This window comes from Clostridium sp. AF02-29 (assembly GCF_934835585.1).
Taxonomy (GTDB): domain Bacteria; phylum Bacillota; class Clostridia; order Lachnospirales; family Lachnospiraceae; genus Otoolea; species Otoolea fessa.
Genome location: NZ_CAKVZK010000007.1, coordinates 38,867 through 65,576, shown reverse-complemented (window position 1 = coordinate 65,576; position 26,710 = coordinate 38,867). Strand labels below are relative to the sequence as shown.

Below are 26,710 nucleotides of genomic sequence, written 5' to 3'. Positions count from 1 at the left end.
TAAAGTTACTGTTCACGGATAGGCACTTTTGGAACCGAAAGTGCCGTAAGTTTTGGGGTCGTGTAAATAAGAAGTTACTTTCCCTTCACAACCTCAACCGCCTTCTGCAGCTGATTATCCTTCTCCTCTGGAATCACGACTTCCTGCGCCGCCTCTTCATCCAGCTCCACCTCGAGATCCGGCTCGATGCCTTTTCCATGGATATCATTTCCATTCGGCGTATAATAATGGTCGGTCGTCAGCTTGATCGCGCTTCCATCCGAAAGCGGCATCAGCGTCTGAACGATACCTTTACCGAAAGTCTTCGTTCCGACGATCGTCGCCACGCCGTAATCCTTCATCGCACCGGTAAATACCTCCGACGCGCTGGCGGAATTGCCATTTACCAGCACAACCATCGGGATCTCCAGGCTGTGTCCATCCTCAGCGTCGTATGTCTCCTCCGTGCCCTTCTTATTTGCCACGGTCAGGATCCGTCCGCCATCCTTCAGGATATAATCCGCCATTGAGACAACCGTCGTCACCTCGCCGCCCGGATTGTTCCGCAGATCGATGATCAGGCGCTTCATGCCCTCGCCCTGCAGTTCCTCGATCTTGGATTTAAACTGATCGGCAGTCACACGGTCAAACTCCGCAACGGAAATATATCCGATCTCTTCATCCAGCATCTTGCCTGACACCGTCTGCACATCGATCGGTCGGCGGGTCAGGGTGATATCCTTGTACTCGCCGCTATTTTCACGATAAACCGTGATCGTCAGCTGGCTGCCTTCCTCGCCCTTGACGTAATTATTGACCAGAAGCGACAGATCCATGCCAATCACCTCGGTGCCGTCTACCTTATAAAGCGCATCACCCGGAAGGATGCCCGCCTCCTCGGCCGGACTGCCCTCAAAGACGCGCACGATCGTGCTGACGCCGGTCTGGACATTCTGGGATACCAGAGCACCGATGCCGCAGTAAGAACCATTTGTCTCATCCAGGAAGCTTGTCAGCTCGTCCGGCGTATAGTAAACCGCATACGGATCATTTAAACCACTCAAAAAGCCCTGATAAATGCCGGCTTCCTCCTCGGATGTATCAATTTTTTCCTCAAACAGGTACTTTTTATCGATAATATCCTGTATCTGTTCCAGCTTTTTCGTGACATTCTCAAAATTGACCGGCTCCTGTGCCTGCGACGGTGTTCCCTCGGTCTGTACCTGTACCTGTGTCTGGTTATCGATCACACGGCGTCCAAACATGTAAATACCCGCCGAAGCACCGACCGTGATCAGACACACCAGTGCTGTCACCAGCACACCGACCATCACACCGCGCCAGAATTTATTTTTACTGTCCATCTCTTATGCCTCCTGATTCCTGTCTATTCCTTCCGGATTTCATCTTTTGCAGCCACCTGATACTTTCCGCACTACGGACTTACATAGCTCGAAGGGTTTACATAACTTCCGTTCTTGCGGACTGCAAAATGCAGATGAGAACCTGTCGAATATCCGGTCGAACCTACCTTCGCGATCGTCTGTCCGGCTTTTACCGTATCCCCTGCCGATACCAGAAGCTGGGAACAGTGCATATACACGGTTGAAAGTCCATTTCCATGGTTGATCACAACATAATTTCCAGCCGAATAACTATAGGTTGCAATCGAAACCGTTCCTCCGGCGGCTGCCACGATGCTGCTGCCGGTCGAAGCGCTGATATCAATGCCCTTATGGTTCGAGGACGCGCCCGCCGTCGGTGATTTACGTTTTCCGTATCCAGATGTAATGCGTCCGCTTGCAGGGCACGGCCAGCGCAGCGAAGAACTTCCCGTCGAAGTGGTAGTCGTACTGCCAGTATTCCCTTTCGCGGTCGAATTATTCGTCTTTCCCGCTGCGGCGGCTTTTCTGGCAGCTTCCTCTGCCGCTTTTTTCGCCGCCTCTTCCGCTTCCTTCTTCTTAATCTCCGCCTCCATCTGCGCGATCTTGGCTTCCTGCGCCTTGATATCGTCCTCATACGCCTTCGCCTGCGCTGATTTCTCGCCGATCTGCGCGTTGACGTTCTGGAGTTCTTTATTTTTCTCATTCAGGAGAAGCTGAACTGAATCCTGCTTTGCCTCCGTCTGCGTCTTCATCTCCTGCAGCTCTGCCTTCTCCGTCTCCAGCTTTTTCTTGCTGTCCGCGATGGACTCTTTCGTCGCCACATACTGGTCGAGCATCTTCCGGTCATACTCCGAAATCTTTGAAACATACTCTGCCCGGTTTAAAAGCTCCGAGAGCGAACGGGCTTCCAGAAGCAGATTTAAGTAGCTGCTGTCGCCCTTCTCATACATATATTTGATACGCATTTTCATCGAAGCATACTGCTTTTTTTCAGTTTTCTGCGCTTCTTCCAGCTTTACCGCCGTCTCATCGATGCTTTTCTGCTTGCTGGAAATATTATTTTCCAGCTTCGTGACCTGCGACTGCAGATCATTCATCTTCGTGTCCAGCTCCTTGACATAGCTCTCGGTGTTACTTTTCAGACCCTGAAGGCTTTTGATCGCCTCCTCGGTCTTCTTTTTCTCCTGTTCCAGGGCGCTTTTCTTATCCTTGGCGCTGCTTACATCCTTTTTCGTCGCTGCCGCCACCGAGGTCAGCACTGGGGAAGACGCCAGCGCCGCCGTCACAAGGAACAGAGCCGCACGTATTTTTAATCCCTGTTTTTTCATGTTCTCATCCTTTTTACCGCAAATTTCCGCTGCCGCCGCATTCTCCTACAGCAGCCGCCAATGTTTCTTACACCTTTAAATGTCTGCGGATCGTAAAGAAACTTCCGACAAAACCGATTCCCACGCCCAGCGCCATCGCCACGGCTACCATGCTCGGGAAAATGGTCTGAATCGGGATAAATTCAATCAGGTTCGACAAGATATCAAACCGTTCCATCATATATACAACCGCCTGGCGGTACAGAAAATACGTGATCGCCAGCGGAATCAGCGCGCCAACCAGACCGATCATCACACCCTGTACAACGAACGGCGCACGGATCATGAAATTCGTCGCACCGATCAGGCGCATGATCCGGTTTTCCTCCCGTCTAAATGCAGCTGCCGTCGTGATCGTATTGCTGATAAGGAAGATAGCAACTGCCAGCAGAATAGCGATGATCACCGCCGACAAAAGTCCCAGCATCTTGTTGAAGCTCGAAAGCCCGGACGCCGTATCGCTCGAATAATTGATCTTCCGGATTCCCTGCACCGTGCCAAGCCATGCAACCATGTCATCCTGCATGTCAATGTCTTTCAGATAGATCTCGTAGGACGCCGAACCGGCTAACGGGTTGTCATCCGCAAATCCTTCTGCCAGATCCTCGACTCCCTTAAAATATTCTTTCTTAAAATTCTCCCATGCCTCCTCGGCAGAAACATACTTTACTTCCTTGACCTCATCGCGGGCGCGTATCTCATCCCCGATTTTCTGTATATCGTCCTCACTCATATCTTCATTGAAGAAAACCGTGATTCCTACTGTAGATTCTGCATTCCGCACCATATACTGTACGTTGGCAATCAAGCCAAAAAACATACAGAACAGGAAAATACATGCCGAAATAATCGCCACCGACGCCAGTGAAAACCAGATATTCCGGATGATATTGCGCATGCCCTCTTTGGTGCAGTAAATCAATGTACTAATTTTCATGCCAGATACCGCCTTTTTGATCTCCCGTCAGCACGCCGCGCGTCAGCGTGATCACACGTTTTCCCATCTCTGCTACGATCTCCCGGCTGTGCGTTACCACAAGCACCGTCGTCCCGCGCCGGTTTATCTCCTCCAGAAGCTCCATGATCTCCATGGAATTATGTACATCCAGGTTTCCCGTCGGCTCGTCCGCCAGAAGTATCTCCGGCGAGTTAATCAGCGCACGGGCAATCGCAACACGCTGCTGCTCGCCGCCCGAGAGCTGGTTCGGGTATGCTTTATATTTTGAAGAAAGCCCTACCAGTCGGAGCATTTCCGGCACATTTTTCTTAATCTCACGGGGCGATACGCCGATGACCCGCTGTGCAAACGCGACATTTTCATATACTGTTTTATCCTTCAACAGACGGAAATCCTGAAACACCATTCCCAGCCGTCTGCGGTACTTCGGGATGTAGCGCCTCGGCATCTTTTCCAGATCCATATCGTTGACGATAATCTGGCCAGAAGTCGGCTCCAGCTCCTTCAAAAGAAGCTTTAAAAGCGTCGATTTGCCGGAGCCGCTTCGTCCCATAATGAAAACAAACTCGCCGTCCTGAATCTGAATATTGATTCCCTTTAAGGCTTTATTCCCCGTCTTGTACGTCTTGGTGAGATTTTTAACCTCTATCATGCGTAAATCCTCTTTTTCAATTCTCCAAATGAAATTGCTGCGGCAAAGGCAATCTTCCTCCCCGCCACAGCAATTTGGCTTAATAATCCAGGTTTTCCATGTATTTCATATATTTTACAACCATCAGGGCAATCTTAAATGTGATCGCATCCTCAAACACCCGCAGATCCAATCCCGTGCTCTTCTGGAGCTTATCCAGACGGTATACCAGTGTATTGCGATGGATGTAAAGCTGTCGGGAAGTCTCTGATACGTTCAGGCTGTTCTCGAAGAACTTGTTGATTGTCGTAAGAGTCTCCTCATCAAACTCATCCGGCGATTTGCCATCAAAAATCTCCTTGATAAACATCCGGCACAGCGGCAGCGGCAGCTGATAGATCAGACGTCCGATTCCCAGCTTGCTGTATGCGACCACATTTTTGCTGCTGTAGAAAATCTTTCCTACATCCAGCGCCATCTTCGCCTCTTTATAAGAACGCGATACGTCCTTGATCTCGTTGACGATCGTACCGAATGCCACGCTGACACGTGTCAGGGACTCGGTATTGAGCATATCTACGATCGATGTGGCTGTCTTTTCCAGATCGTCGTAAGTCTCGCCCGGCTTCACTTCCTTGACTAGAATAATGTTCTTCTCATCCACTGCCGTGATGAAATCCTTCGTCTTGGTCGAGAACAGGCTGCGGACGGTCTCAAGTGCATTCACATCCTTCTCATGCTGCGTCTCGATGATAAATACGATCCGCTTGACGTTCGTCTCGATGTGCAGCTTTTTCGCACGGTTATAAATGTCAACCAGAAGCAGGTTGTCAAGCAGCAGGTTCTTGATAAAATTGTCCTTGTCAAAGCGCTCCTTATAAGCTACCAGCAGGTTCTGAACCTGAAATGCCGCCATCTTGCCGACCATGTATACGTCGTCGCTTCCGCCCTTGGCAAGAAGTATATATTCTAACTGGTGATCGTCAAACACCTTGAAAAACTGATATCCCTGTATCACCTGGCTGTCCGCCGGAGAGTCTACGAAAGCCAGAATTGCACTCTCATATTCCTCAGCGCCAGTAAATGTGGATGCCAGCACCTTGCCTTCCGTATCACAGATACAGAGATCGACACGCGTAATTCCTTTTAACCCCTCAATGTTTGTCTGGAGTATCTGGTTCGAAATCATATTCCTCTCTCCTTTTCTTTTATCCTCCGTCCAGCTGTGTTTCCGGGTCTTTCAACCTGTCATTCCCCAAACCCGTTTGTTACCCCTCCGGCAATCTGTGCCTGTGGACCATAACCGTTCCCCATCTGAATCTTGGACGGATCTTTCCCTCTATTTTAAAGCAAAGTGACGAAAAAAAAAAGAGGGCGGACGAAAAAAAGTGAATTTTTTCGTCATTTTGCCCTCACACGCCGGGATTTTCACAGACTGGAACTTGTTTTTCCGGCGAAATTTTCCAAATATGCGATTCATTCTTATTTTGCTGCGATCGCTTCCATCTCCATCAGGACGCCCTTCGGAAGTTTAGATACCTCGACGCAGGAACGTGCCGGGCATGCGCCCTCGAAATATTTCGCATAGATTTCATTTACTTTTCCGAAATCATCCATGTTCTGGATAAATACGGTGGTCTTTACAACCTGCTCCATGGAAGCACCTGCTGCCGCCAGAAGATTCTTTACATTGTTTAAAACCTGCTCTGCCTGAGCCTCGATTCCCTCCGGGATCTCGCCGGTTGCCGGATTGACCGGAATCTGACCAGATGCAAATACCATTCCATTTACCTCGATTGCCTGGGAATACGGGCCGATCGCTGCCGGTGCATTGGTTGTACTGATTACTTTCTTCATGTCAAATCTCTCCTTTGTCTTTTATTTTAAACGGATAGAATCTTCGTTTACTTCTACTTTTCCTTCTTTTAAAAGGTGTCCAACCGCACGCTTGAACGCGTTTTTGCTTAGATTAAATTCGCGGCGGATAATCTCCGGCTCCACGCGGTCATTGAACGGCAGAACGCCATTTTTTTCTTTCAGACGTGCCAGCACCGCCTCGGCATCCGCATTCATCTGACGGTACGCCACCTCGCGCAGGCTCAAATCCATTTTTCCATCCTCGCGCACCTTCGTCACGCGTACCTTTAAAACCTCGCCCAGACGGCATTTTCTATACAGCTCACGGTTCGGAATCAGACCGAAATAGCGGTCTGCCACTGCCACGAACACGCCCAGATTTTCATTAATCTCATAGACGCGTCCCTCGGTCCACTCGTCCTTCTTGTACGGCGCATCGCTGCAAAGATACGAATATACCTTCATCGTCGCCGCCAGACGACCGCTCTTATCGATATACAGCGCTACCAGGCACTCTTCCCCGGCGCGAACCGGATATACCTGCTCTTTAAACGGGAGCAGCAGATCTTTTTCCAGCCCCATATCGAGAAAGGCGCCGATCTTCGATACATCCTTGACCTTCAAAACCGCCGTCCCGCCCAGTTCCAGCTTCGGCATCGAGGTTGTCGCAATCAGGCGATCCTCGGAATCTTTATAAATAAATACCTTGAGCTTATCGCCCACTTTTGTGCCCTCCGGCACCTGTTTCTTCGGAAGCAGGACCGCCGCCGCGTCATCTTTCTTCTGTCCCAGATACACGCCGAAGTTTTTCTCCCGCACTACCATCAGTTCCTGTACTCTTCCCAGTTCAATCATGTCATTCGTCCTCTCTTTTCTGCCGATCTCTTTTTTTATTTAACGGTTGCATTTTTCATTCACTGGCAGACAATCCACGCCGAATCTTTCTTCGGCTGCAATGATTCAGTTTCTTCACTGCTACATACAAACTCTTTACAAACCAGTCTTTGCCAGCCACAAATTCGCATACACCTGACCTTCCGCATCCTGCAGCGATACCACGTATCCTTCCGGCACCTGCGCCAGCTTCGGGTACATCACATCCCCAAGCACTGCCGCCTTCCGGTACTCCACCCGCAGGTCTCCGAGTGCAAAGTCCACAGGCAGCAATTCACGCGCAATCGCCACATACTGTGCATTGTTCACGTGCCGGTTCGTATCGAGATGATGGCGTTCCACCGTGACCGGCGCCGCCGTCTCATACGTCTCAGGCAGGCGGATTTTCTTCGGCGCTGGCGGCATTGCAAGCGGTTTATCTTCAATCTGGTAGCCCTCCAACTGGCTTTCCGGCACCCGCACCGGGCATCCTTTTTCCAGATCGTAGTAAAACCAGGTCGAATCCGCCCGCACCAGCGGGTTTCCCATCTCATCCTCGATCGTGAAATTCCGGTAGCCATAGATTCCCTTAAACCCATACGGCCAGGTCGAAATACGGATCCGCTCGCCAAAATGCGGCTGTCTGAGAATCTCTATCTGCCATCCGCTCAGCCACCACGCCCGTTTTTCCTCATTCAGATAGGAAATCCCGAGTTTCAGATCCTCCGACTGAAACGTCGAACAATCCTGAAGATAATTCATGATTCCCACCACAGAAAGATTTCCCTCTTCATCCGTCTCACTGTACCGGACCCGGCTGTCAAATGTATACATATCGCTCTCTTTTCCTTTCCGGCTCCCCGCACCATCTCCGCGCATCCGCCATCTGCCGTTTCGTCCTATACTGCCTTAACATTCTGTCATGAAACTCATTATATCCGATTCGAACCACGTTGTCTACTTACAGACCCAGAATATTGCAGAATTTGCCGGACGCATGGCGCGGTTTCTGCCACAGCAGCCGCCTAAACAAAAAAAATTATCAAAAAAGCGAAAAAAGTGGTTGACGAATCTGTTTCCTTACAGTATAATACAAATCGTTCAATTCATTGGGCTATCGCCAAATGGTAAGGCAACGGACTCTGACTCCGTCATTTTCAAGGTTCGAATCCTTGTAGCCCAGCTAAAAAGCATTTGTTTGCCAAAGACGGCATGACAAGTGCTTTTTTGTATTATGGAAACTCCCTCTGAAATGTTCCATAATACAACATTTTTCAACTCAATAAACCTCCATATGTTTGCGAGAAAACAAGAAAAGAACCCCCGCTCCGGTCATCCCTCACAGCCGGCGGCAGGGGTTCTTTTCTATTTCCAAATATTCTTAATAAATGTATAGATCAGCCAAATCAGAAGAATCGGTCCCGCCAGATGAATCAGGATGGTGAAAATACCTCCGACCAGTGCAAACAGCACAAATAAGATCGCGATAACCACCACGCTGAGAATTACCTTCCAGTACCATTTGTTCAAATCGATGTAATGGAAGTTCGGCGGCAGACCGCTGTCGTCCCGCTCCGAAAAACCGCCGTTGTAGGAGGACGCTGTGCGCCCGCTCCCGGCAGCGTCTCCCGAAGTGTACGAACCGCCCTGGCCGGTCTCCCCGGCGCCCTCGCTGCTGTCGATAATGGTTTTCGCAATCAGGCGTGGGCTGCCGATCTCCTCGATCACTTCTTCCTCCCTGCGCCCTTTCGCCGCCTCCTGGCGGATATACTGATCGTAATAGCTTATGTTGCTCTGGATGACTGAAGCCGAAACCTCGCCGTCCAGTGCCTCCCGAAGCTCCTGTAAAAACTCTGTCTTTCTCATCTTGTCTCCTTATTCTTCAAACCGTCCCGTTTCTCCCGTTTCACCCAGCCGAAAGAAACAAGCTTCCAGTTCCCGTCCCTTTCAACTGCCTCAGCGCACGCGCTCTTTCAAAAGTCCGCTCCGGTACGCTTTCAAGAGCTCTTTCAGATCCTCGATGCGGCCCGCCAGCTCCTTGCCCTCGTCGGTATCCGCCACTGTGATGCGCTTCTGCATTTTCTCCACAATATATACCTTCGGCGTCCGCTCGCGCTCCGGGTCAAATGGCTTGTGTTCCGCAAGCGCGAGATGGTGCGAATTGAAAATCAACGTATATCCGGCGATTCCCGTCCGCTCCTGGTAGGCTTTCGACAGCCCGCCGTCAATGATAAAGAGCTTGCCGCCAGCCCGGATCGGTGTCTCTCCACTCTTAATCTTCACCGGCATATGCCCGTTGATGATATGCGATCCCTTCGTCGGAAGTCCAAATTCCTTCAAAATCATATCGCAGGTCTCTTCTTCCTCACTGAGCTGGTAATACGGGTTCATCGTCTCTCTCATCACTTCTGGATCCTCGATGAAATAATGCTCAAAGCTGCGGTTTTTGTCCTTTCCAAATACCGGCGATTTCGCACCATTCCACAGATACCACATAAAATCGCGGCACGCCTCCTTCTCCGGCGCGTCCTCTGGAAGAAAATAGGCATTTTTAACCTGTGTGTCAATAAAATCCATCAATTCCTTGCCGCGGTACATCCTGCCACCCACCATCAGACCGTCAAATTCCCGATTCTCCGTCATCGGGATACAGCCGTGATAGAGCAGGTTGGAATTGCAGCATTTATACATGCTTCCGTTGGAATATAGGAAACGGACATGCTCATGCAGCCGCGCATTGTGGCGGAACGACAGCTCCAGCGTGTGAAGCAGCTCTTCCTCTTCGTCCGTCAGCCGCAGCGGATCCGCCGGATCCACCGTCGGGAAATTCATGTCGCGCATCGGATACTCTTTTCCATCGATCGTGACCGTGCCGCGGTCATAACGAATCGCTGACAGAAGTATCCGCTCTTCCATCCCGTACTCCGGATGGCGCTTGATGATCTGCCCCTCTTCCTTATACTGTAACACCGCGATCGCCTTGTGCATCTTCGCCGCCAGCTTCGGATCCACTGCGTCGTAAATATTTTTGTCAAGAATCTGCGGCAGAAAACAGGTACACGGATCGTCCCGGTACACGCGCTCCGCAAACATCGACAGCGGGCGCAGGTTAATTCCGTAGCCGTCCTCCAATACATCAAATCCATTGTAACCGAGCGCCATACGCAAAACATTGCAGATACACGCCCGGTTGCCCGTCGCCGCGCCCATCCACGAAATATCATGATTGCCCCACTGGATATCCACATCATGGAAATGCATCAGTTCCTCCAGAATGATATCCGGTCTCGGACCACGGTCAAATATATCGCCCAGGATATGAAGATTATCGATCGTCAGACTCCGAATCAGGCTGCAGATCACGACAATAAAGCTGTCCGCCACCCGGACGTCAATCAGGGTATTGATGAGTTCGCTGTAATACTCCGTCTTATTGTCATCGGTATTATCGACATATAAAAGCTCATCGATCACACCCGAAAATTCCTTCGGCATCTTTTTTCTCACCTTGGAACGGGTGTATTTCGACGAAACCTCCCGGCAGATCTGCACCAGACGGTACACCGCCGTCTTCTGCCAGTCCTCCGTGTATTCGTTCGCCTGTTTGATCTGATTGATCATTTTTTCCGGATAATAGATAAGGTTCGCCAGCCGTACCTCGTCCTCCTCCGAAATAATATGTCCAAATGTCTCGCGGATCTTCTCCCGGATAATACCCGACGAACTGCGGAGCAGATAAATAAACGCCTCATGCTCACCGTGCAGGTCACTGAAAAAATATTCCGTGCCCTTCGGAAGTCCACAGATTGCCTGTAAATTAATAATATCACTCGCCGCCGCCCGGATATTCGGATACTCCCGCGAAAGCAGCTTCAAATATGCTAAATCCCTCATGTTATCAGCTCCCAAACTGCGCTGTCTGCCCGGATATTGTCGTGACTCGTTATCGTCGCGCTCGCTTTGGGTAAACGGCACATTATCTACATTGCATTTGCCTTTTTGATAGATTTATAGTAGCATAGATTCAGATCAGGGTCAAAATATATTTTTACCCGTTTGTTCATGCAATCTGCTCATTTCTATTATTTGCATAATACATGAATAGCCGTTTAATTTACATAATATTTTATACAGCAGTGTAGTTTACATAACTCAATCACTGTAATTACATTCTTTTACAATATACATAAACACAGGAGGAATACTCATGACGCAACCACACACTCTCTACGTGTTTGGCACCGGAAACGCCACGATGACACGTTATTATAATACCTGCTTCGCCATCCGCTCCGGCGAGGAATATTTCATGACAGACGCCGGCGGCGGCAATGGCATCCTGCGGATTCTGGAAGAAATGCAGGTTCCATTAAACCGCATCCATCATCTCTTCGTGACACACGAACACACCGACCACATTCTCGGCGTGATCTGGATGATCCGGATGATTGGCACTGCCATCAAAAAGGGAAATTATGAGGGAATTTTTCATATTTACTGCCACGACGGGCTGATCGATACGATTCAGACCTTCTGCCGCCTGACACTCCAGAAGAAATTCTGCGACCTGATCGGCGATCCGATCCAGCTCATCCCGGTTTCTGACCGCGAAACCCGGCAGATTCTCGATATGAAAGTCACCTTCTTTGACATTCATTCGACCAAGGCGCGCCAGTTCGGCTTCCGCGCCGTGCTGCCGGACGGCAAGATCGTCTGCTGCCCGGGCGACGAACCGCTGAACCCGCTCTGCGAAGAATTTGCCAGTGGCGCCGACTGGCTCTTCCACGAAGCCTTCTGCCTCTACCGCGACCGGGAAATCTTCTCCCCTTATGAAAAACACCACAGCACCGTCAAAGATGCCTGCGAACTCGCCGAACGCCTCGGTGCGCGGCATTTGATTCTGTGGCACACTGAAGATAAGACTTATCCGGAACGCGCTGCTTTGTACCGCGCTGAAGGGGAAGCCTATTATCATGGGGATTTGCTGGTACCGGAGGATGGGAGTGTGATAGAGCTGTAGCTTCTGAATTTATATAGAAAGAACCGGCATTTCACATACTTTTTGTATGCAAAACACCGGTTCTAATTATTCATTTTTCTGTGCAAGCATCGCCACAATGTTCATAGCTGGAAGAACAATCGGCGTCATACCTGGCTGTGTAGTTAATGTTGAAACATAGCTGCGAAAATATGGAAACATGATTGCAATGGTATTACGTTCGATCAACATTTTATTTTCTTGTTCTGTTTCAAACACTGCCATACCTTTTACAAACACAGATAATTTTCCCTCTGGATCTGCTACACTTAATTCCAATGTGATTTTATATTCCACTTCGGAAAGCTGTTCAATATTATGTGCGACATTTACCCTCAGTTCTACGTTTTCTAATGAATCCTCGGTCCGTTTAAAGATTCCATCCGTAATCATAATATTTTTTAACACTAAGGGACTTTCATAATTTGTTGTAATCCTCATTGTTGTCTGACTCCTCCCCGTCCTATTACGCAATCATAAGTTCCTGAGGTACATACATACAACTTGTTTCAATCTTATAAGTATTTCCATCATTCCTATAAGAAACAGTACCCTGATACTGAGGAAGAAGGTCTCTCACATCCTGCTCTACGAGTTCTCTTATACCATCATCCGTTTTTAACATAGGTTTATCATATTTGTCACTCAGTTCCACACCGTATTGGTTACACAAAGCGTAAAACAGTTCTTTGTCAAACATTTAAATCACCTCATCTTCTCCATTATACAGTACTTCTATGTTTTTTATACATTCTTTCTTGGATACACAAATCTGTTTTTCATGATATGCAAGTCCCAATGCCCTTTGCAATTCTATCTGTCGTGCTAAATCAGAGCCTTTACGAAACGTACCATATGTTGCACACTCTTTGCTAAATGTATAGATAATCACTGAAATCTGATATTTTGCTTTGTAATAATCAAAATACACCGCTCTCTGTTTTTCTCGGTCAAAAATAGGGACTTTTCCCTCATCATTACTCTCAATCTCATTTTGCATCTTTAAAATTCGATCTATAAACCGATTATACTCCTTATGATTATCCAAATTTAAAATTTTTTCTTTGGATGTTCGAATCTGCGTTTGATAAACAATCGGAAAATTTCCAGCATTATATAGCTTTCCTGCCATGGTATCTGCCCACCATCTTGCAAGATCAAAATCTTCGAAAAGATAAACACCTTGACCTAACCAATGATCTGGTCTTTTATGTGTCTTATCCGGATCTAATCCATATTTTGCAATGCTATCTGCATATTTTGATATGGTTCCATGATAGCCCGTCATTTCTACATATTTTACATCCATATTAATTATCCTGTTGTATAATCTATTATTTACTATTCAAATCATAGCATAATTTATGATATGCTACAAGTTTTTCTTCTACCTCTTCCTCAAATGATAATACGTCATCGTTGCCGATGCCAGCAGCGTCTCCTTATCATCATAAATCTTGCATTCGCACACCGAAAATGCATAACCATTCTGTATTTCCTGCGCCCGGGCGATGATTTTGGATGTGTTTTTTCCAGCTTTCAGATAATGGATCGTGCCATCCACGGTCGGGACTGCGTAGTCGCGCCCGGTCATCGCTGCGGTGCCACCCACGGTATCCGCCAGTGAATACAGGACGCCGCCGTGCACGATACCTAAGATATTCATATGCCACGGTTTCAATACAATCTCTCCAACTGCATAGCCCGGGCGTGCCTCGGTGATCTCCATCTCGATTTTCTTCCGGAAATCATTGGCTGCATCCGTCTCCTGTCCGCGCTTGTCCCAGACTTCTGAGAATGAGCCGGACGGCTTTTTCTTTTCTTCCTTCTTTTCCATTTCATGTACCTCCTTGTGCATATGATTTACTCTCTTTTTTATCTCTCTGCGAATCATCTATTGTTTTCTTCTATTTTTTCTATCACTTTTCGCTCTTATATAATCTGTTTGTATAATCTGTTTGCCTAAATCAGCCCATCCTTTTTCCTCGCCTCAAACGCTTTTTCTCATATTTTTCCAAAGATGGACTCATACTTTCTCCCATCCTCTCATACAATCTTATCAGATTGCAAAAATGTTATTGTTCACGCATACGTGCCCAGTAACGGAATTTGCCGTGGCTTCGCATTTAAATACTATCGCACAGGAGGGATCTGTCTTGAAACGAAGTTCTGTTATCATTGCACTGGAAATCTGCGCCATTGCGGCGCTCTTTGTCAGCTGGTCCTTCCAGCGTCCGAACAGCCGTCAGGTCACGGTCGGGAATGCGTCGGAACATTTTATCCGCTGGGTGGATTTCGATGTAACCGCCGACGCCATGACACAGGCGTTCCGCTATGATGTTGATACCTGCCAGCAGGATCTCCACCTGAACTGGGTCGATCTGCTCGCCTACCTGGGGGCGCGCTACGGGGGCGATTTTTCACATTATCAGGCGTCCGATATGACGGAAGCTGCCGAACAGCTCCAAAATGGCGTTACAGTGGAAGAATTGACAAAAAATATGACCTCTTTTGCCTATTATCGTGAGGCTTACGGCGCGGTTCTGGATGGAATGGTCGGACTGTATGAAATTGAGATTCCGAAATCGGAAGCACCGGCTTTTGCACTGGCGGACGCGCAGATACAGGAAGGGGATCCGGCTGCCAATACTTCCTACGCAACGACACCACCAACAACAGCAGCAACAACTGGTACAGACACAATCGACTCAGCCAGTCAAGCTTCACCAGAAACTTCAGCCTCATCCAACACACAAACTTCTCTCAAACCCCCAGCCCCCACTCTCTCCGATCCCGACGCTGTCCCCTTGACTCCCTCCGGTGAGGAAAAAGTCTGGGTTACCAAATATGGTCTGAAAGCGTTTCTCCCACTGGCGAAAAACTTTCCCTACAGCCACTATGACGATTTCGGTGTCTCCCGCAGCTACGGTTACCGGAGACGGCATCTCGGGCATGATATGATGGGGCAGACGGGAACGCCTGTGATTGCTGTGGAATCCGGGCGCGTCGAGGCGCTCGGCTGGAACCAGTACGGCGGCTGGCGCATCGGCATCCGCAGCTTTGACGGGAAACGATACTACTATTATGCACATTTACGCAAAGACTACCCCTACCAGTCAAACCTGAAAGAGGGCAGCCTCGTCACCGCCGGAGACGTGATCGGTTATCTCGGACACACCGGCTACAGCAGCACTGAAAACACCAACAACATCGCTGAACCGCATCTGCATTTCGGATTGCAGCTCATTTTTGACGAATCCCAGAAAGAAGGAAACAACGAAATCTGGATTGACTGCTATGAACTGATCCGTTTTCTGGCGATAAACCGCTCCGAAACTGTCAAAAAAGATGGCACTAAGGAGTGGACGCGTGTTTATGAAATGAAAGACTCCAGTCTTGAGCAATTTTCCACCCAATGACAAAAACAGCCGAAAAAGGTGCGCCAAAACCACACTTTCTCCGGCTGTTTTCAGCAGAACTACCTTATACGATATAATCCGCCATTTTTATGTTCACTTATTATTTGATCACGCGCACGCGCATCATACCCTGAATAGCTTTCAGCTTCTCAATCGTCGCCGCGTCTGCCTTGGTCTCCAGATCAACCAGCGTATAAGCGTATTTATCACGGCTCTTGTTCGTCATGTTTGCGATGTTCATGTCAGTCGATGCCAGGATCGAGGAAATCTGTCCGATCATGTTCGGCACGTTCTTATGAAGAAGTGCAAGACGACCTACGGTTGTGCACACGCCCATATCGCAATTCGGGAAGTTGACGGAATTCTTGATATTACCATTGTCCAGGTAATCCATCAGCTCTTTGACTGCCATCACGGCACAGTTATCCTCGGATTCTTCTGTGGATGCGCCCAGATGTGGGGTTGCGATGATGTTCGGCATCTGCATTACTTTTGCATTCGGGAAATCGGTGATATAGCGTTTTACACGACCGGAAGCCAGCGCCTCTGCCATATCGTCGTCATTTACCAGAAGGTCACGCGCAAAGTTTAAGATAACCACGCCGTCCTTCATCTGTCCCAGGCTGTCTTTGTTGATCATCTGGCGGGTGCTGTCAAGCAGCGGTACATGAACGGTGATGTAATCGCATTCCTGATAGATCGTATCAACAGATGTGATGTGCTTTACGTCTCTGGAAAGCATCCACGCTGCCTTGACAGAAATGAACGGGTCATAGCCGTATACTTCCATGCCAAGCGCTGCAGCTGCGTTTGCAACCTCTGCGCCGATGGCGCCCAGTCCGATAACACCAAGCTTTTTGCCGCGGATCTCATGACCGGCAAATTTCTTTTTCGCCTTCTCCATATCTTTGGAGATATTTTCATTATCCTTCTGCTCTTTGCACCAGTCGATGCCGCCGACTACGTCTCTGGCTCCCAGCAGCATGCCAGCCAGCACCAGCTCTTTGACACCGTTTGCATTGGCGCCCGGTGTATTGAATACGACAACACCAGCCTCCGCACACTTGTCAAGCGGAATGTTGTTGACGCCCGCTCCGGCACGTGCAACGGCACGCAGTCCCTTCGGAAGTTCCAGATCATGCATGGCAGCACTGCGGACCAGAATGCCCTCTGCCTCCGCCAGGTTGTCAGTCATCTCATAATTTTCGGTCAGTAAACCGGTTCCCAGCTTGGAAATCGGATTCAGGCAATGGATTTTTCTCATTTTTTAACTCTCTTTTCTTTCAAAATTTCAAATCTTCCCATACGCGGGCTGTTTTTGTTTTAAAAAGTCCACTGCTGCAGCAGAAAGGAACGGATTCCCCCTCCCTTTCGCCGCAGCAATGGCATAAATTTTAAAATTGACTAATTTGTATGTTTTTTCTCAAATTCACGCATGAAAGCAACTAATTTCTCAACGCCCTCGATCGGCATTGCATTGTAGATGCTGGCACGCATACCACCGACGGTACGGTGACCTTTTAAGTTCACAAAACCTGCCTCTTTGGCTTCCTTGACAAACAGGGCATCCAGATCTGCATCGCCGGTGACGAACGGTACGTTCATCAGGGAACGATCCTTTTTCTCAACGGTACCCTTGAAGAGCTTGCTCTCATCGAGGAAATCGTAAAGGATCTTCGCCTTCTTCTCGTTGCGCTCCTTCATGGCACTTAAACCGCCCATTTTCTTGAGCCATTTAAATACCTTGCCGCACATATAGATGGTGTATGTAGGCGGTGTGTTGTACAGAGAGTCATTGTCTGCGTATGTTTTGTAGCGCAGCATGGTTGGTGTTCCCGGAAGAACATCCTCGGTGATCAGATCCTCGCGGATGATGACGATCGCCATACCAGCCGGACCTACGTTCTTCTGGACACCGCCCCAGAGAATACCAAACTTACTCACATCGATCGGCTCTGACAGGAAACAGGAGGAGATGTCTGCTACCAGTGTCTTGCCCTTGGTGTTCGGAAGCTCATGGTATACGGTTCCGTAAATAGTGTTATTTAAGCAGATATACACGTAATCTGCGTTCTCATCCACCGGAAGGTCCGAACAATCCGGGATGTAGGAAAAGTTCTTGTCAGCGCTGGATGCAATCGCGTTGGCAGTACCAAACATCTTTGCCTCCTGATATGCTTTCTTTGCCCACTGTCCGGTGATGATGTAATCCCCCACCTTATTTTTGAACAGGTTCATCGGAACCATGGCGAACTGCATATTGCCGCCGCCCTGTACGAATAATACTTTGTAATTGTCCGGAATCTGCATCAGTTCGCGCAGATCCTTCTCTGCCTCATCAATGATGGCCTGGAAATCCTTGGAGCGGTGGCTCATCTCCATGACGGACATACCGCTGCCCTGGTAATCCAGCATCTCTGCCGCTGCCTCTCTCAGTACCTCCTCCGGAAGCACTGCCGGACCTGCCGAAAAGTTATAGACTCTGCTCATAATAAATCTCCTCCTGTCTTACACAAAAATGTGATAATTGCCCCCATTTTACAACTATTCGATGCGTAAGTCAATCTCATCAAACGCTTCCTCGATCGGTTTTCCAGCCGGAACCATCGGGAATACCTTGTCATCGCTGCCGATCTGGCACTCGATCATAACCGGGATATTTAAGCTGATCGCCTCGCGCAGCACCGGCTCCACATCCTCTTTCTTCGTGATACGGTATGCTTTCGCGCCCATGCCCTCTGCCACCTTGACGAAATCCATCTGATCGTAAAGCTCCGTCTGGGAATAGCGTTTTCCATAGAACAGGGTCTGCCACTGGCGCACCATACCCAGAACATGGTTGTTAAATACAACCTCGATAACCGGAATGTTGTAGCGGGTTGCCGTCGCAATCTCGTTCATGTTCATACGGAAACAGCCGTCTCCGGCAATATTGATAACCGTCTTATCCTTGCAGCCCATCTTCGCACCAATCGCTGCGCCCAGACCGTAGCCCATCGTGCCCAGACCGCCGGAGGTCAGAAGCTGTCTCGGACGTTTGTATTTATAATACTGTGCCGCCCACATCTGATGCTGTCCGACATCGGTACAGATGATCGCATCGCCGCCGGTTACCTTGTAGATCTCTTCCATGATATACGGACCGGTCAGAACTTCCTTGTTGTAGCGGAGCGGGTACATATCTTTCAGACGCTCAATGTGGCTCAGCCACTCGTCATGGTTCATCGGATCCAGACGCGCGTTTAGCTTACGCAGAATAATCTTGACATCACCAATAATGCTCGCATCGGCCTGGATGTTTTTGTTGATCTCCGCCGGATCGATATCTATGTGTAAAATCTTTGCATTGGTTGCAAAATGGTTCGGATCGCCCACAACACGGTCACTGAAACGCGCGCCTACAACGATCAGCAGATCGCACTCTGCCACACCGAGGTTGGATGTCTTGGTTCCGTGCATACCGATCATACCGGTATAAAGGACATCGGTTCCGTCAAATGCACCTTTACCCATCAGGCTGTCTCCCACCGGCGCCTGAACTTTATGTGCAAATGCACTTAATTCATTGGCAGCATCTGACGCCACTGCACCGCCGCCGACGAAAATAAACGGTTTTCTCGCCGCCTTGATCATCTCGATCGCCTTTTCCATGTCTTCCTCACGGATCAGCTCTGTCTCGCGCTCGATCGGCTGCGGTTCCTTCGGCTCGTACTCGCAGGCCGCTGCCGTCACATCCTTGGTGATATCCACCAGAACCGGACCCGGACGGCCACTCTTAGCAATCACGAACGCACGACGGATCACATCTGCCAGCTTCGTGACATCCTTTACGATAAAATTATATTTCGTGATCGGCATGGTAACACCCAGAATGTCGATCTCCTGGAAGCTGTCTTTTCCAAGAAGCCCTGTCGTTACATTACAGGTGATGGCTACCATCGGAATGGAATCCAGGTTAGCCGTTGCAATACCCGTAACCAGGTTTGTAGCTCCCGGACCGGATGTCGCCATACACACACCGACCTTACCGGTTGCTCTCGCGTAGCCGTCTGCCGCGTGGGACGCTCCCTGTTCATGAGAGGTCAAAATATGGGTGATTTCATCCTTGTGTTTATAAAGTGCATCATAAATGTTGAGGATCGCGCCGCCCGGATAACCGAACACCGTGTCTACCCCCTGCTCTTTCAAGCATTCAATGACAATCTCTGCTCCTGTCAATGTCTTCATCTGTCTAACCTGCTTTCCTTCCTTAAACCATTTTAAATGCATATACTCCCGGGCTTTCATCAACCGCAAAAGCGGGGCTGAAAACTCCGAGAGTACATATCCCCGCAAAGCTTCCGAAAGCGTCTGTCGCGCTGTCAAGCTCTCCGTAGGGGCAGCCTGATAAATCGTCCCATCCACTGCCTTTTGGCATCAAGCAGTACTTTCCGTCTCAAAAGCACCTGTCTGAAGCCCGCAATGATTACTTCTGTGTCTTCGGAATCTCCAGGACTGCGCCCCGGTTTCCGCTCGTTACAAGCGCTGCGTAACGTGCCAGGTATCCGGTCGTAACCTTCGGTTCTCTCGGCTGCCATTTCTTTCTTCTCTCTGCCAGCTCCTCGTCGGATACGAGTACGTTCAGGGAGTTATTATTGATATCGATGGAAATAATATCGCCTTCCTCAACCAGCGCGATCGGTCCGCCGACTGCCGCCTCCGGAGAAACGTGTCCGATGGATGCACCTCTGGATGCGCCGGAGAAACGTCCATCTGTGATCAGAGCTACGCTGGAACCAAGTCCCATACCTGCGATGGCAGATGTCGGGTTCAGCATCTCACGCATGCCCGGACCGCCCTTCGGTCCCTCGTAACGGATGACAACAACATCGCCAGCCACGATCTTGCCGCCCTTGATCGCTGCAATCGCGTCTTCCTCACAGTCAAACACACGCGCCGGTCCCTGATGTACCAGCATCTCCGGTGCAACGGCAGAACGTTTTACAACGCCTGTATCCGGTGCCAGGTTTCCTTTCAGGATCGCGATACCGCCAGTCTGGCTGTACGGATTGTCGATCGGTCGGATAACCTCCGGATTCTTGTTGACACAGCCCTTGATATTCTCGCCAACGGTCTTGCCGGTTGCGGTCATGCAGTCCAGATTCAGAAGGTTCTTCTTGGACAGCTCATTCATAACCGCATACACGCCGCCTGCCTCGTTCAGATCCTCCATGTAGGTCGGACCTGCCGGCGCCAGATGGCACAGGTTCGGGGTGCGCTTGCTCATCTCATTGACCAGCTCCATGTTCAGGTCTACGCCTGCCTCATGTGCAATCGCCGGAAGATGCAGCATACTGTTGGTAGAACATCCGAGTGCCATATCCACGGTCAGTGCATTTAAAAATGCCTTTTCTGTCATAATATCTCTCGGACGGATGTTTTTCTCATACATCTCCATAACCTTCATACCAGCGTGTTTTGCCAGTTTGATTCGCTCGGAGTAAACTGCCGGGATCGTACCGTTGCCCTGAAGACCCATGCCGAGTACCTCTGTTAAGCAGTTCATGCTGTTAGCGGTGTACATACCGGAACAGGAACCGCAGGTCGGGCAGACCTTACATTCGAATTCTTTCACATCTTCTTCCGTCATGGTGCCTGCTGCGTAGGAACCAACTGCCTCGAACATGCTGGAAAGACTTCTCTTTTGTCCCTTTACATGACCGGCTAACATCGGACCGCCGCTGACAAATACAGTCGGTACATTGACGCGGGCTGCTGCCATCAGAAGTCCCGGTACGTTTTTATCACAGTTTGGAACCATAACCAGCGCATCGAACTGATGTGCCAGCGCCATACATTCGGTGGAATCTGCGATCAGATCACGGGTAACCAGGGAATATTTCATGCCGACATGACCCATAGCGATACCATCACAGACTGCGATCGCCGGAAATACAACCGGTGTTCCGCCAGCCATCGCTACACCCAGCTTCACGGCATTTACAATCTTGTCCAGGTTCATGTGTCCCGGAACAATCTCATTATAAGAACTTACGATACCGACGAGAGGTTTGTTCATCTCCTCTTCCGTCATACCGAGTGCATTAAACAAAGAACGGTGAGGTGCCTGCTGCATCCCTTTTCTTACTGCATCACTTTTCATCTTTTCGTCTCCTTCTATCTCTTTCGACGACCTCCGCCCCTGGTGACAGGGGCGGTTTTTACGTTTATCTTTGATTTTATCGCATTTATGGAATTTTTGCAATCTTTCTATCTAATTCTCTCACAGATCAGCCTGCCCATCTCAACGGTTCCAACCTGCTTGCAGCCATCCGCCATGATATCCACGGTACGGTAGCCCTCGGTCAGTACCTGCTGTACGGCATCCTCGATGGCTTTTGCTTCCTTATCCAGATCGAAAGAATAGCGGAGCATCATCGCTGCAGAAAGAATAGTTGCAATCGGGTTTGCGATGTCCTTGCCCGCGATGTCCGGTGCGGAACCGTGGCTCGGCTCGTAGAGACCAAATTTGCCCTCGTTTAAGCTGGCTGAAGACAGCATACCGATGGAGCCGGTAATCATGCTTGCCTCGTCAGAAAGGATATCGCCAAACATGTTCTCAGTCAGGATCACGTCGAACTGTCCCGGATTCATGACAAGCTGCATCGCGCAGTTATCAACCAGCATATGGGTCAGGGTAACTTCCGGATAATCTTTAGCAACTTCCTCGACTACCTTTCTCCACAGGCGGGAGGAATCCAGTACGTTTGCCTTATCGACACTAATAACGCTCTTGCGGCGCTTCATCGCGATATCGAATGCCTTGATTGCGATCCGGCGGATCTCATTTTCATTGTAGGTCAGGGTATCTACCGCGGTCGTCACGCCATCAATCTCCTTCGTGTAACGGTCGCCGAAGTACAGACCGCCGGTCAGCTCACGCATGATAACCATATCGAAGCCGTCGCCGATGATCTCTTTCTTTAACGGGCAGGCATCTGCCAGCTCTTTGTAGAGGTATGCCGGGCGGATATTCGCGAACAGTCCCAGACCTTTACGGATGGCAAGAAGACCGGCCTCCGGACGCAGGTTCGGAGCTACATCGTACCAGCGGGAATTTCCCACGTTGCCGCCGACTGCACCGAGCAGGACGGAATCACTCTTTTTCGCGGTCTCCAGTGCCTCATCGGTCAGCGGTACGCCGTACTCGTCGATGGAACAGCCGCCCATCAGGATTTTTGTATAATTAAATGTATGACTGTAGACAGCGCCCACCTTGTCCAGCACGCCGCATGCCTCTCTCACAATCTCCGGTCCGATTCCGTCACCCGGAATCACAGTAATATTGCAATTCATAATAAAATACCTCCCTTGTTTCAAACGGTTACTTTTTATCATATCGGATTCCGTCCTATTTTGCAATCTTCTGACGAAGAAAAACCGGTATTCCCCGTATAGTAATTTGGAATTTATTCTATAACCTGAGGTTATCTGCAAAACAAAGAATGTACCTTTTTGTGTCATAGGGAATTCCAAGGAATTTCCTGTTACACAAAAAAAGGACCGCCGCCCCCATCGGGAGCTGCGATCCTCTCACTCTCTTACCGTTCTTTTTTACACTTCCGGTTTCTCAACCTGAACGATTGCATCCTTACGCATCGGGATGCGGCAGTTCTTGTTGCTTCCGAACTCTACGATTACAGTGTCATCGGTCATATCGATAATCACGCCGTAGAAGCCGCTGGATGTCAGAACGCTGTCGCCTACTGCTACGGTTGCCATCAGTTCTGCCTGTTTTTTCTTTTCCTTGGACTGTGGACGGATTGCCATAAAATAGAAGATGGCAATGATAAATACAAGGTAAACGATCATTCCGCTTGTGCTGCTCATGTGGTATATTTCCTCCTTTAGTTCGATTCCCCCATCATGCCTGCAAGTTTCTTTGCTTTATACTCAGCATAACAGTGATGTTCGATCGCGTCGCGAATCTCTTCCATCATTTTATTATAAAAATACAAATTATGCAAGACGCATAATCTCATCCCCAGCATTTCCTTCGCCTTAAACAGGTGGCGGATATATGCGCGAGAGTAAGAACGGCATGCCGGGCAGCCGCAGCCTTCCTCGATCGGGCGCGGATCCAGCTCATATTTGCTGTTCAGGAGATTTAATTTGCCATGGTTCGTGTATACATGGCTGTGGCGTCCATTCCGGGACGGGTACACACAGTCAAAGAAATCAACGCCCCGGTCTACCGCTTCCAGGATGTTTGCCGGTGTGCCGACGCCCATAAGATAAGTTGGCTTGTCCTCCGGCAAGTGCGGAACGACTGCATCCAGAATCCGGTACATTTCCTCATGGCTCTCGCCAACTGCCAGACCGCCGACCGCATAGCCGTCGAGGTTCATTTTGCTGATTTCCTTCGCGTGTTCGATACGGATATCCTCATAAACCGCGCCCTGATTGATACCAAACAGGAGCTGTTCCCGGTTGACCGTATCCGGCAGTGCATTGAGGCGTGCCATCTCATCCTTGCAGCGCGCCAGCCAGCGCGTCGTGCGCTCCACTGATTTCTGTACATAGTCCCGATCGGCAAGACTCGGCGGGCACTCATCAAATGCCATCGCGATCGTCGAACCTAAGTTGGACTGAATCTGCATACTTTCCTCCGGTCCCATGAAAATCTTGTGACCATCGATGTGGGAGTTAAAATAAACGCCCTCTTCTTTAATCTTCCGCAGTCCCGCCAGGGAAAACACCTGAAATCCGCCGGAATCCGTGAGGATCGGGCGATCCCAGTTCATAAATTTGTGCAGACCGCCAAACTGTCGGATCAGCTTGTCGCCGGTACGGACATGGAGGTGGTAGGTATTGGAAAGTTCCACCTGCGTGCCGATCGTGCGGAGATCATCGGTCGAAACCGCGCCCTTGATCGCCGCCACCGTGCCGACATTCATGAAAACAGGCGTCTGGATGGTTCCGTGGACCGTTTTCATTTCCGCGCGTTTTGCGCGGCCATCTTTGTATAAAATCTTGTATTCCATCTTTTTTCCTATACTTTTTACTTCTCTGCCTTTGCCTTCTTGCCAGCCGGTTTGGCATTCTTCTCCATGCGCTTTTTATTCAGCACATACCAGACAGAGCCGGACAGGCATACGGACGAATACGTACCGCAGATCAGACCTACCATCAGCGGAAGAGCAAACTCACGGATGGAAGATACACCCAGGATGTAAAGAATCAGGACCATGACGAAGGTCGTCAGCGTCGTGTTGATGCTTCGCGTCAGGGTCTGGCTGATACTGGTGTTGACGATCGTCTCAGCGGACTCTTTATTGCCCAGAAGCTTCATATTCTCACGGATACGGTCGAAGATAACGATCGTCGCGTTGATTGAGTAACCGACAATCGTCAGCATGCAGGCGATGAACGTCGAACCAACCGACCAGCGCAGCATCGCATAGCAGGTCAGGACAACCAGCACATCGTGCATCAGGGCAAGAACCGCGCCCGCCGCGAACGTGATGTTGCTGAAACGGAACCAGATGTAGATCAACATGCAGATCGTCGCAATCGTAACCGCCACAATCGCATCGCGCTTCATCTCCTGGCTGACCGCACCGGAGATACTGTCGGCTGTGATCTTCTCTTTATCCACACCAAACTGATCCGCCAGCGCCTGGTTTAACTCTTCGCGCTCGTCCATGTTCAGGGTACGTGTCTTGATGATAACCTCGTTGCTTCCGGCTACCTTCTGGGTCTGTGTGCCAGCTTCGCCGGTAATCTTTTCTACCACCGGAACCACCTGGGAGGAAATATCTTCCAGAGACATATCCTCGTTAAAGGTAACGTTTGTAGAAGTACCGCCTCTGAACTCCATGCTGTAGTTGAGCGGCACACCCATCGAAGACTGATTGTGAACCATGCTGCCGACACCTGCCAGAATGATCACGAGCGACAGAGCAAAGTAAAGCTTGCGGAATTTCAGGAACGGACGCGTCTTCATATCCTTGCGGCATCCGTAGAACTTCGCATCCTCAAAGCCCATCTCATAGAAGCAGTTCAGGGCAAATTTGGTTACAAACAGCGCCGTGAACATAGAAAGCACGATACCGATTGCCAGCGTCGCCGCAAAACCCTTGACGGTACCGGAACCTCTCCAGAACAGAACCGCTGCCGCAATCAGGGTGGTTACGTTTCCGTCGATGATCGCGGAAAGTGCCTTGGCGAAACCTGCCTTGATCGCATTCTTGACGGATGTTCCCAGCCCGATCTCCTCTTTGATACGGGTGAAAATGATAACGTTCGCATCCACCGCCATACCAATCGACAGGATGATACCAGCCACGCCCGGAAGCGTCAGAGTCACCTCAAATGCAACTAACAGGATCAGGATCAGACCGACATACAGGCACAGAGCCAGAGATGCAGCCAGACCCGGAAGCAGATATACGGCAATCATAAATACAATGACAATGGCAAATCCGATCAGACCTGCCTTTAAGCTGGTGGAGATCGCCTCCTGACCCAGCTTCGCGCCAACTACGTTGGAACGCAGCTCTTCCAGCTCCAGGGACAGGGAACCGATACGGATCGTGGACGCAAGATTATTTGCCTCTTCATAATCCGCCATGCCGTCGATCTGGCACTGTCCGCCTGTGATCGCCTCACGGACGGTCGGAGCAGAAATAATCTGGTTATCATAAATGATATAAATTGGTTTTCCGACGCCATTCGTGGTCGCCTCAGCAAATGCCTGTTTACCTTCCTCGGTAAAGGTCAGGGAAACGATATACGCCTTGGAACCGGTCGCCTTATCCTCGGTCATGCCGGCTTTCGCGCTGGCAACCTGTTTACCATCGAGGATCTGATTTCCTTCAGAGTCCACGAAAATCAGGGAACCCGGTTTTCCTAACTCTTCCAGAATCGAGTTGGCATCCGATACACCCGGAATATCTACGTTGATACGGTTATTACCCTCCTGGTAAACCTCCGCCTCGGTACTGTAATTCTGTACACGCTGCTGGAGCTTGTAAATCGTATCCGCCATATCCTCGGAAGACGGATTTTCTTCTTTCGCCTGATAGGTAATGCTGACACCGCCAGCCAGGTCAAGACCCAGCTTGATCTGATTCATCGTCGAATAGCCGAAATAGCCGAATACGCCGATGGCAATCAGAAGGAGCAGCATCCCCAGGAAGCTTTTTCCTTTTTTGTTCTTCAT

Annotated in this window: 24 protein-coding genes and 1 tRNA gene; 3 read left to right on the top strand and 22 right to left on the bottom strand. The window is 49.6% G+C overall.

What is annotated here, in order from left to right:
• Nucleotides 1-74: 74 nt before the first annotated feature.
• From PUQ60_RS03340 to PUQ60_RS03305, 8 genes are all read right to left on the bottom strand, one after another.
• Nucleotides 75-1,343, bottom strand: a complete 1,269-nt coding sequence (locus PUQ60_RS03340) for a S41 family peptidase (RefSeq protein ID WP_118293417.1) — start codon at nucleotides 1,341-1,343, stop codon at nucleotides 75-77.
• A gap of 71 nt (nucleotides 1,344-1,414) precedes the next feature.
• Nucleotides 1,415-2,692 (bottom strand): M23 family metallopeptidase, encoded by a 1,278-nt coding sequence (locus PUQ60_RS03335; RefSeq protein WP_273380565.1) that lies wholly within the window; start codon nucleotides 2,690-2,692, stop codon nucleotides 1,415-1,417.
• 67 nt (nucleotides 2,693-2,759) lie between these two features.
• Nucleotides 2,760-3,668, bottom strand: a complete 909-nt coding sequence (gene ftsX / locus PUQ60_RS03330; RefSeq protein WP_022359886.1) for a permease-like cell division protein FtsX — start codon at nucleotides 3,666-3,668, stop codon at nucleotides 2,760-2,762.
• Complete coding sequence (gene ftsE / locus PUQ60_RS03325) at nucleotides 3,658-4,341, bottom strand: cell division ATP-binding protein FtsE (RefSeq protein ID WP_022359885.1); 684 nt, start codon at nucleotides 4,339-4,341, stop codon at nucleotides 3,658-3,660. Before ftsE ends, ftsX begins: the two co-directional genes overlap by 11 nt.
• A 79-nt stretch (nucleotides 4,342-4,420) precedes the next feature.
• Entirely contained in the window at nucleotides 4,421-5,509 is a 1,089-nt protein-coding gene (locus PUQ60_RS03320) for a helix-turn-helix domain-containing protein (RefSeq protein WP_107001479.1), read from the bottom strand.
• A 293-nt stretch (nucleotides 5,510-5,802) separates the two neighbouring features.
• Nucleotides 5,803-6,177, bottom strand: coding sequence for a RidA family protein (locus PUQ60_RS03315; RefSeq protein WP_022359883.1), 375 nt, complete (start codon nucleotides 6,175-6,177; stop codon nucleotides 5,803-5,805).
• Between the two features lie 21 nt (nucleotides 6,178-6,198).
• Nucleotides 6,199-7,032 (bottom strand): S1-like domain-containing RNA-binding protein, encoded by an 834-nt coding sequence (locus PUQ60_RS03310; RefSeq protein ID WP_118523819.1) that lies wholly within the window; start codon nucleotides 7,030-7,032, stop codon nucleotides 6,199-6,201.
• Nucleotides 7,033-7,167: 135 nt separating this feature from the next.
• Nucleotides 7,168-7,884, bottom strand: a complete 717-nt coding sequence (locus tag PUQ60_RS03305; protein ID WP_273380576.1) for an acyl-ACP thioesterase domain-containing protein — start codon at nucleotides 7,882-7,884, stop codon at nucleotides 7,168-7,170.
• 276 nt (nucleotides 7,885-8,160) lie between these two features.
• Here PUQ60_RS03305 and PUQ60_RS03300 point away from each other — a divergent pair.
• Nucleotides 8,161-8,233: transfer RNA gene (locus PUQ60_RS03300), tRNA-Gln, on the top strand.
• A 182-nt stretch (nucleotides 8,234-8,415) separates the two neighbouring features.
• On the opposite strand, the gene PUQ60_RS03295 is transcribed toward PUQ60_RS03300, so the two are convergent.
• Together PUQ60_RS03295 and PUQ60_RS03290 are read right to left on the bottom strand one after the other, a co-directional pair.
• Nucleotides 8,416-8,916, bottom strand: coding sequence for a DUF1700 domain-containing protein (locus PUQ60_RS03295; RefSeq protein ID WP_118469419.1), 501 nt, complete (start codon nucleotides 8,914-8,916; stop codon nucleotides 8,416-8,418).
• A 90-nt stretch (nucleotides 8,917-9,006) separates the two neighbouring features.
• On the bottom strand, nucleotides 9,007-10,944 hold the full coding sequence (locus tag PUQ60_RS03290) for a fructose-1,6-bisphosphatase (RefSeq protein WP_273380570.1): 1,938 nt from the start codon (nucleotides 10,942-10,944) through the stop codon (nucleotides 9,007-9,009).
• A 313-nt stretch (nucleotides 10,945-11,257) separates the two neighbouring features.
• Here PUQ60_RS03290 and PUQ60_RS03285 point away from each other — a divergent pair, with 313 nt between their 5' ends.
• Nucleotides 11,258-12,070 carry an MBL fold metallo-hydrolase gene (locus tag PUQ60_RS03285; protein ID WP_273380572.1) on the top strand — a complete coding sequence of 271 codons (813 nt, stop codon included), beginning with the start codon at nucleotides 11,258-11,260 and terminating at the stop codon, nucleotides 12,068-12,070.
• Between the two features lie 66 nt (nucleotides 12,071-12,136).
• Here PUQ60_RS03285 and PUQ60_RS03280 read toward each other — a convergent pair whose 3' ends face one another.
• The 4 genes from PUQ60_RS03280 to PUQ60_RS03265 form a co-directional block, all read right to left on the bottom strand.
• Complete coding sequence (locus PUQ60_RS03280; protein ID WP_273380574.1) at nucleotides 12,137-12,529, bottom strand: protein-export chaperone SecB; 393 nt, start codon at nucleotides 12,527-12,529, stop codon at nucleotides 12,137-12,139.
• A gap of 25 nt (nucleotides 12,530-12,554) precedes the next feature.
• Nucleotides 12,555-12,788: a hypothetical protein gene (locus PUQ60_RS03275; RefSeq protein WP_273400726.1), complete on the bottom strand. Its 234-nt coding sequence runs from the start codon at nucleotides 12,786-12,788 to the stop codon at nucleotides 12,555-12,557.
• Complete coding sequence (locus PUQ60_RS03270) at nucleotides 12,789-13,397, bottom strand: hypothetical protein (protein WP_273379578.1); 609 nt, start codon at nucleotides 13,395-13,397, stop codon at nucleotides 12,789-12,791.
• 78 nt (nucleotides 13,398-13,475) lie between these two features.
• Nucleotides 13,476-13,925: a PaaI family thioesterase gene (locus PUQ60_RS03265; RefSeq protein WP_182427970.1), complete on the bottom strand. Its 450-nt coding sequence runs from the start codon at nucleotides 13,923-13,925 to the stop codon at nucleotides 13,476-13,478.
• Between the two features lie 319 nt (nucleotides 13,926-14,244).
• Here PUQ60_RS03265 and PUQ60_RS03260 point away from each other — a divergent pair, with 319 nt between their 5' ends.
• The gene (locus tag PUQ60_RS03260; protein WP_273379581.1) at nucleotides 14,245-15,507 is read left to right on the top strand and encodes a M23 family metallopeptidase; all 1,263 of its coding nucleotides are present in this window, start codon (nucleotides 14,245-14,247) and stop codon (nucleotides 15,505-15,507) included.
• Nucleotides 15,508-15,607: 100 nt separating this feature from the next.
• Here the strand turns inward: PUQ60_RS03260 and PUQ60_RS03255 are convergent, their stop codons facing one another.
• From PUQ60_RS03255 to secD, 8 genes are all read right to left on the bottom strand, one after another.
• Nucleotides 15,608-16,771 carry a phosphoglycerate dehydrogenase gene (locus PUQ60_RS03255; RefSeq protein ID WP_273379583.1) on the bottom strand — a complete coding sequence of 388 codons (1,164 nt, stop codon included), beginning with the start codon at nucleotides 16,769-16,771 and terminating at the stop codon, nucleotides 15,608-15,610.
• A gap of 140 nt (nucleotides 16,772-16,911) precedes the next feature.
• A complete protein-coding gene (gene serC, locus PUQ60_RS03250; RefSeq protein WP_273379585.1) occupies nucleotides 16,912-17,997 on the bottom strand; it encodes a 3-phosphoserine/phosphohydroxythreonine transaminase in 1,086 nt (361 codons plus the stop codon).
• A 54-nt stretch (nucleotides 17,998-18,051) separates the two neighbouring features.
• On the bottom strand, nucleotides 18,052-19,734 hold the full coding sequence (gene ilvB, locus PUQ60_RS03245; protein WP_273379587.1) for a biosynthetic-type acetolactate synthase large subunit: 1,683 nt from the start codon (nucleotides 19,732-19,734) through the stop codon (nucleotides 18,052-18,054).
• A gap of 238 nt (nucleotides 19,735-19,972) precedes the next feature.
• Entirely contained in the window at nucleotides 19,973-21,649 is a 1,677-nt protein-coding gene (gene ilvD, locus PUQ60_RS03240) for a dihydroxy-acid dehydratase (protein WP_273379589.1), read from the bottom strand.
• A gap of 107 nt (nucleotides 21,650-21,756) precedes the next feature.
• Entirely contained in the window at nucleotides 21,757-22,842 is a 1,086-nt protein-coding gene (gene leuB / locus PUQ60_RS03235; RefSeq protein ID WP_273379590.1) for a 3-isopropylmalate dehydrogenase, read from the bottom strand.
• A 258-nt stretch (nucleotides 22,843-23,100) separates the two neighbouring features.
• Nucleotides 23,101-23,376 carry a preprotein translocase subunit YajC gene (yajC, locus tag PUQ60_RS03230; RefSeq protein ID WP_022359870.1) on the bottom strand — a complete coding sequence of 92 codons (276 nt, stop codon included), beginning with the start codon at nucleotides 23,374-23,376 and terminating at the stop codon, nucleotides 23,101-23,103.
• Nucleotides 23,377-23,393: 17 nt separating this feature from the next.
• A complete protein-coding gene (gene tgt / locus PUQ60_RS03225; protein WP_118524726.1) occupies nucleotides 23,394-24,530 on the bottom strand; it encodes a tRNA guanosine(34) transglycosylase Tgt in 1,137 nt (378 codons plus the stop codon).
• Nucleotides 24,531-24,547: 17 nt separating this feature from the next.
• Nucleotides 24,548-26,710 carry a protein translocase subunit SecD gene (gene secD, locus PUQ60_RS03220; protein ID WP_273379596.1) on the bottom strand — a complete coding sequence of 721 codons (2,163 nt, stop codon included), beginning with the start codon at nucleotides 26,708-26,710 and terminating at the stop codon, nucleotides 24,548-24,550.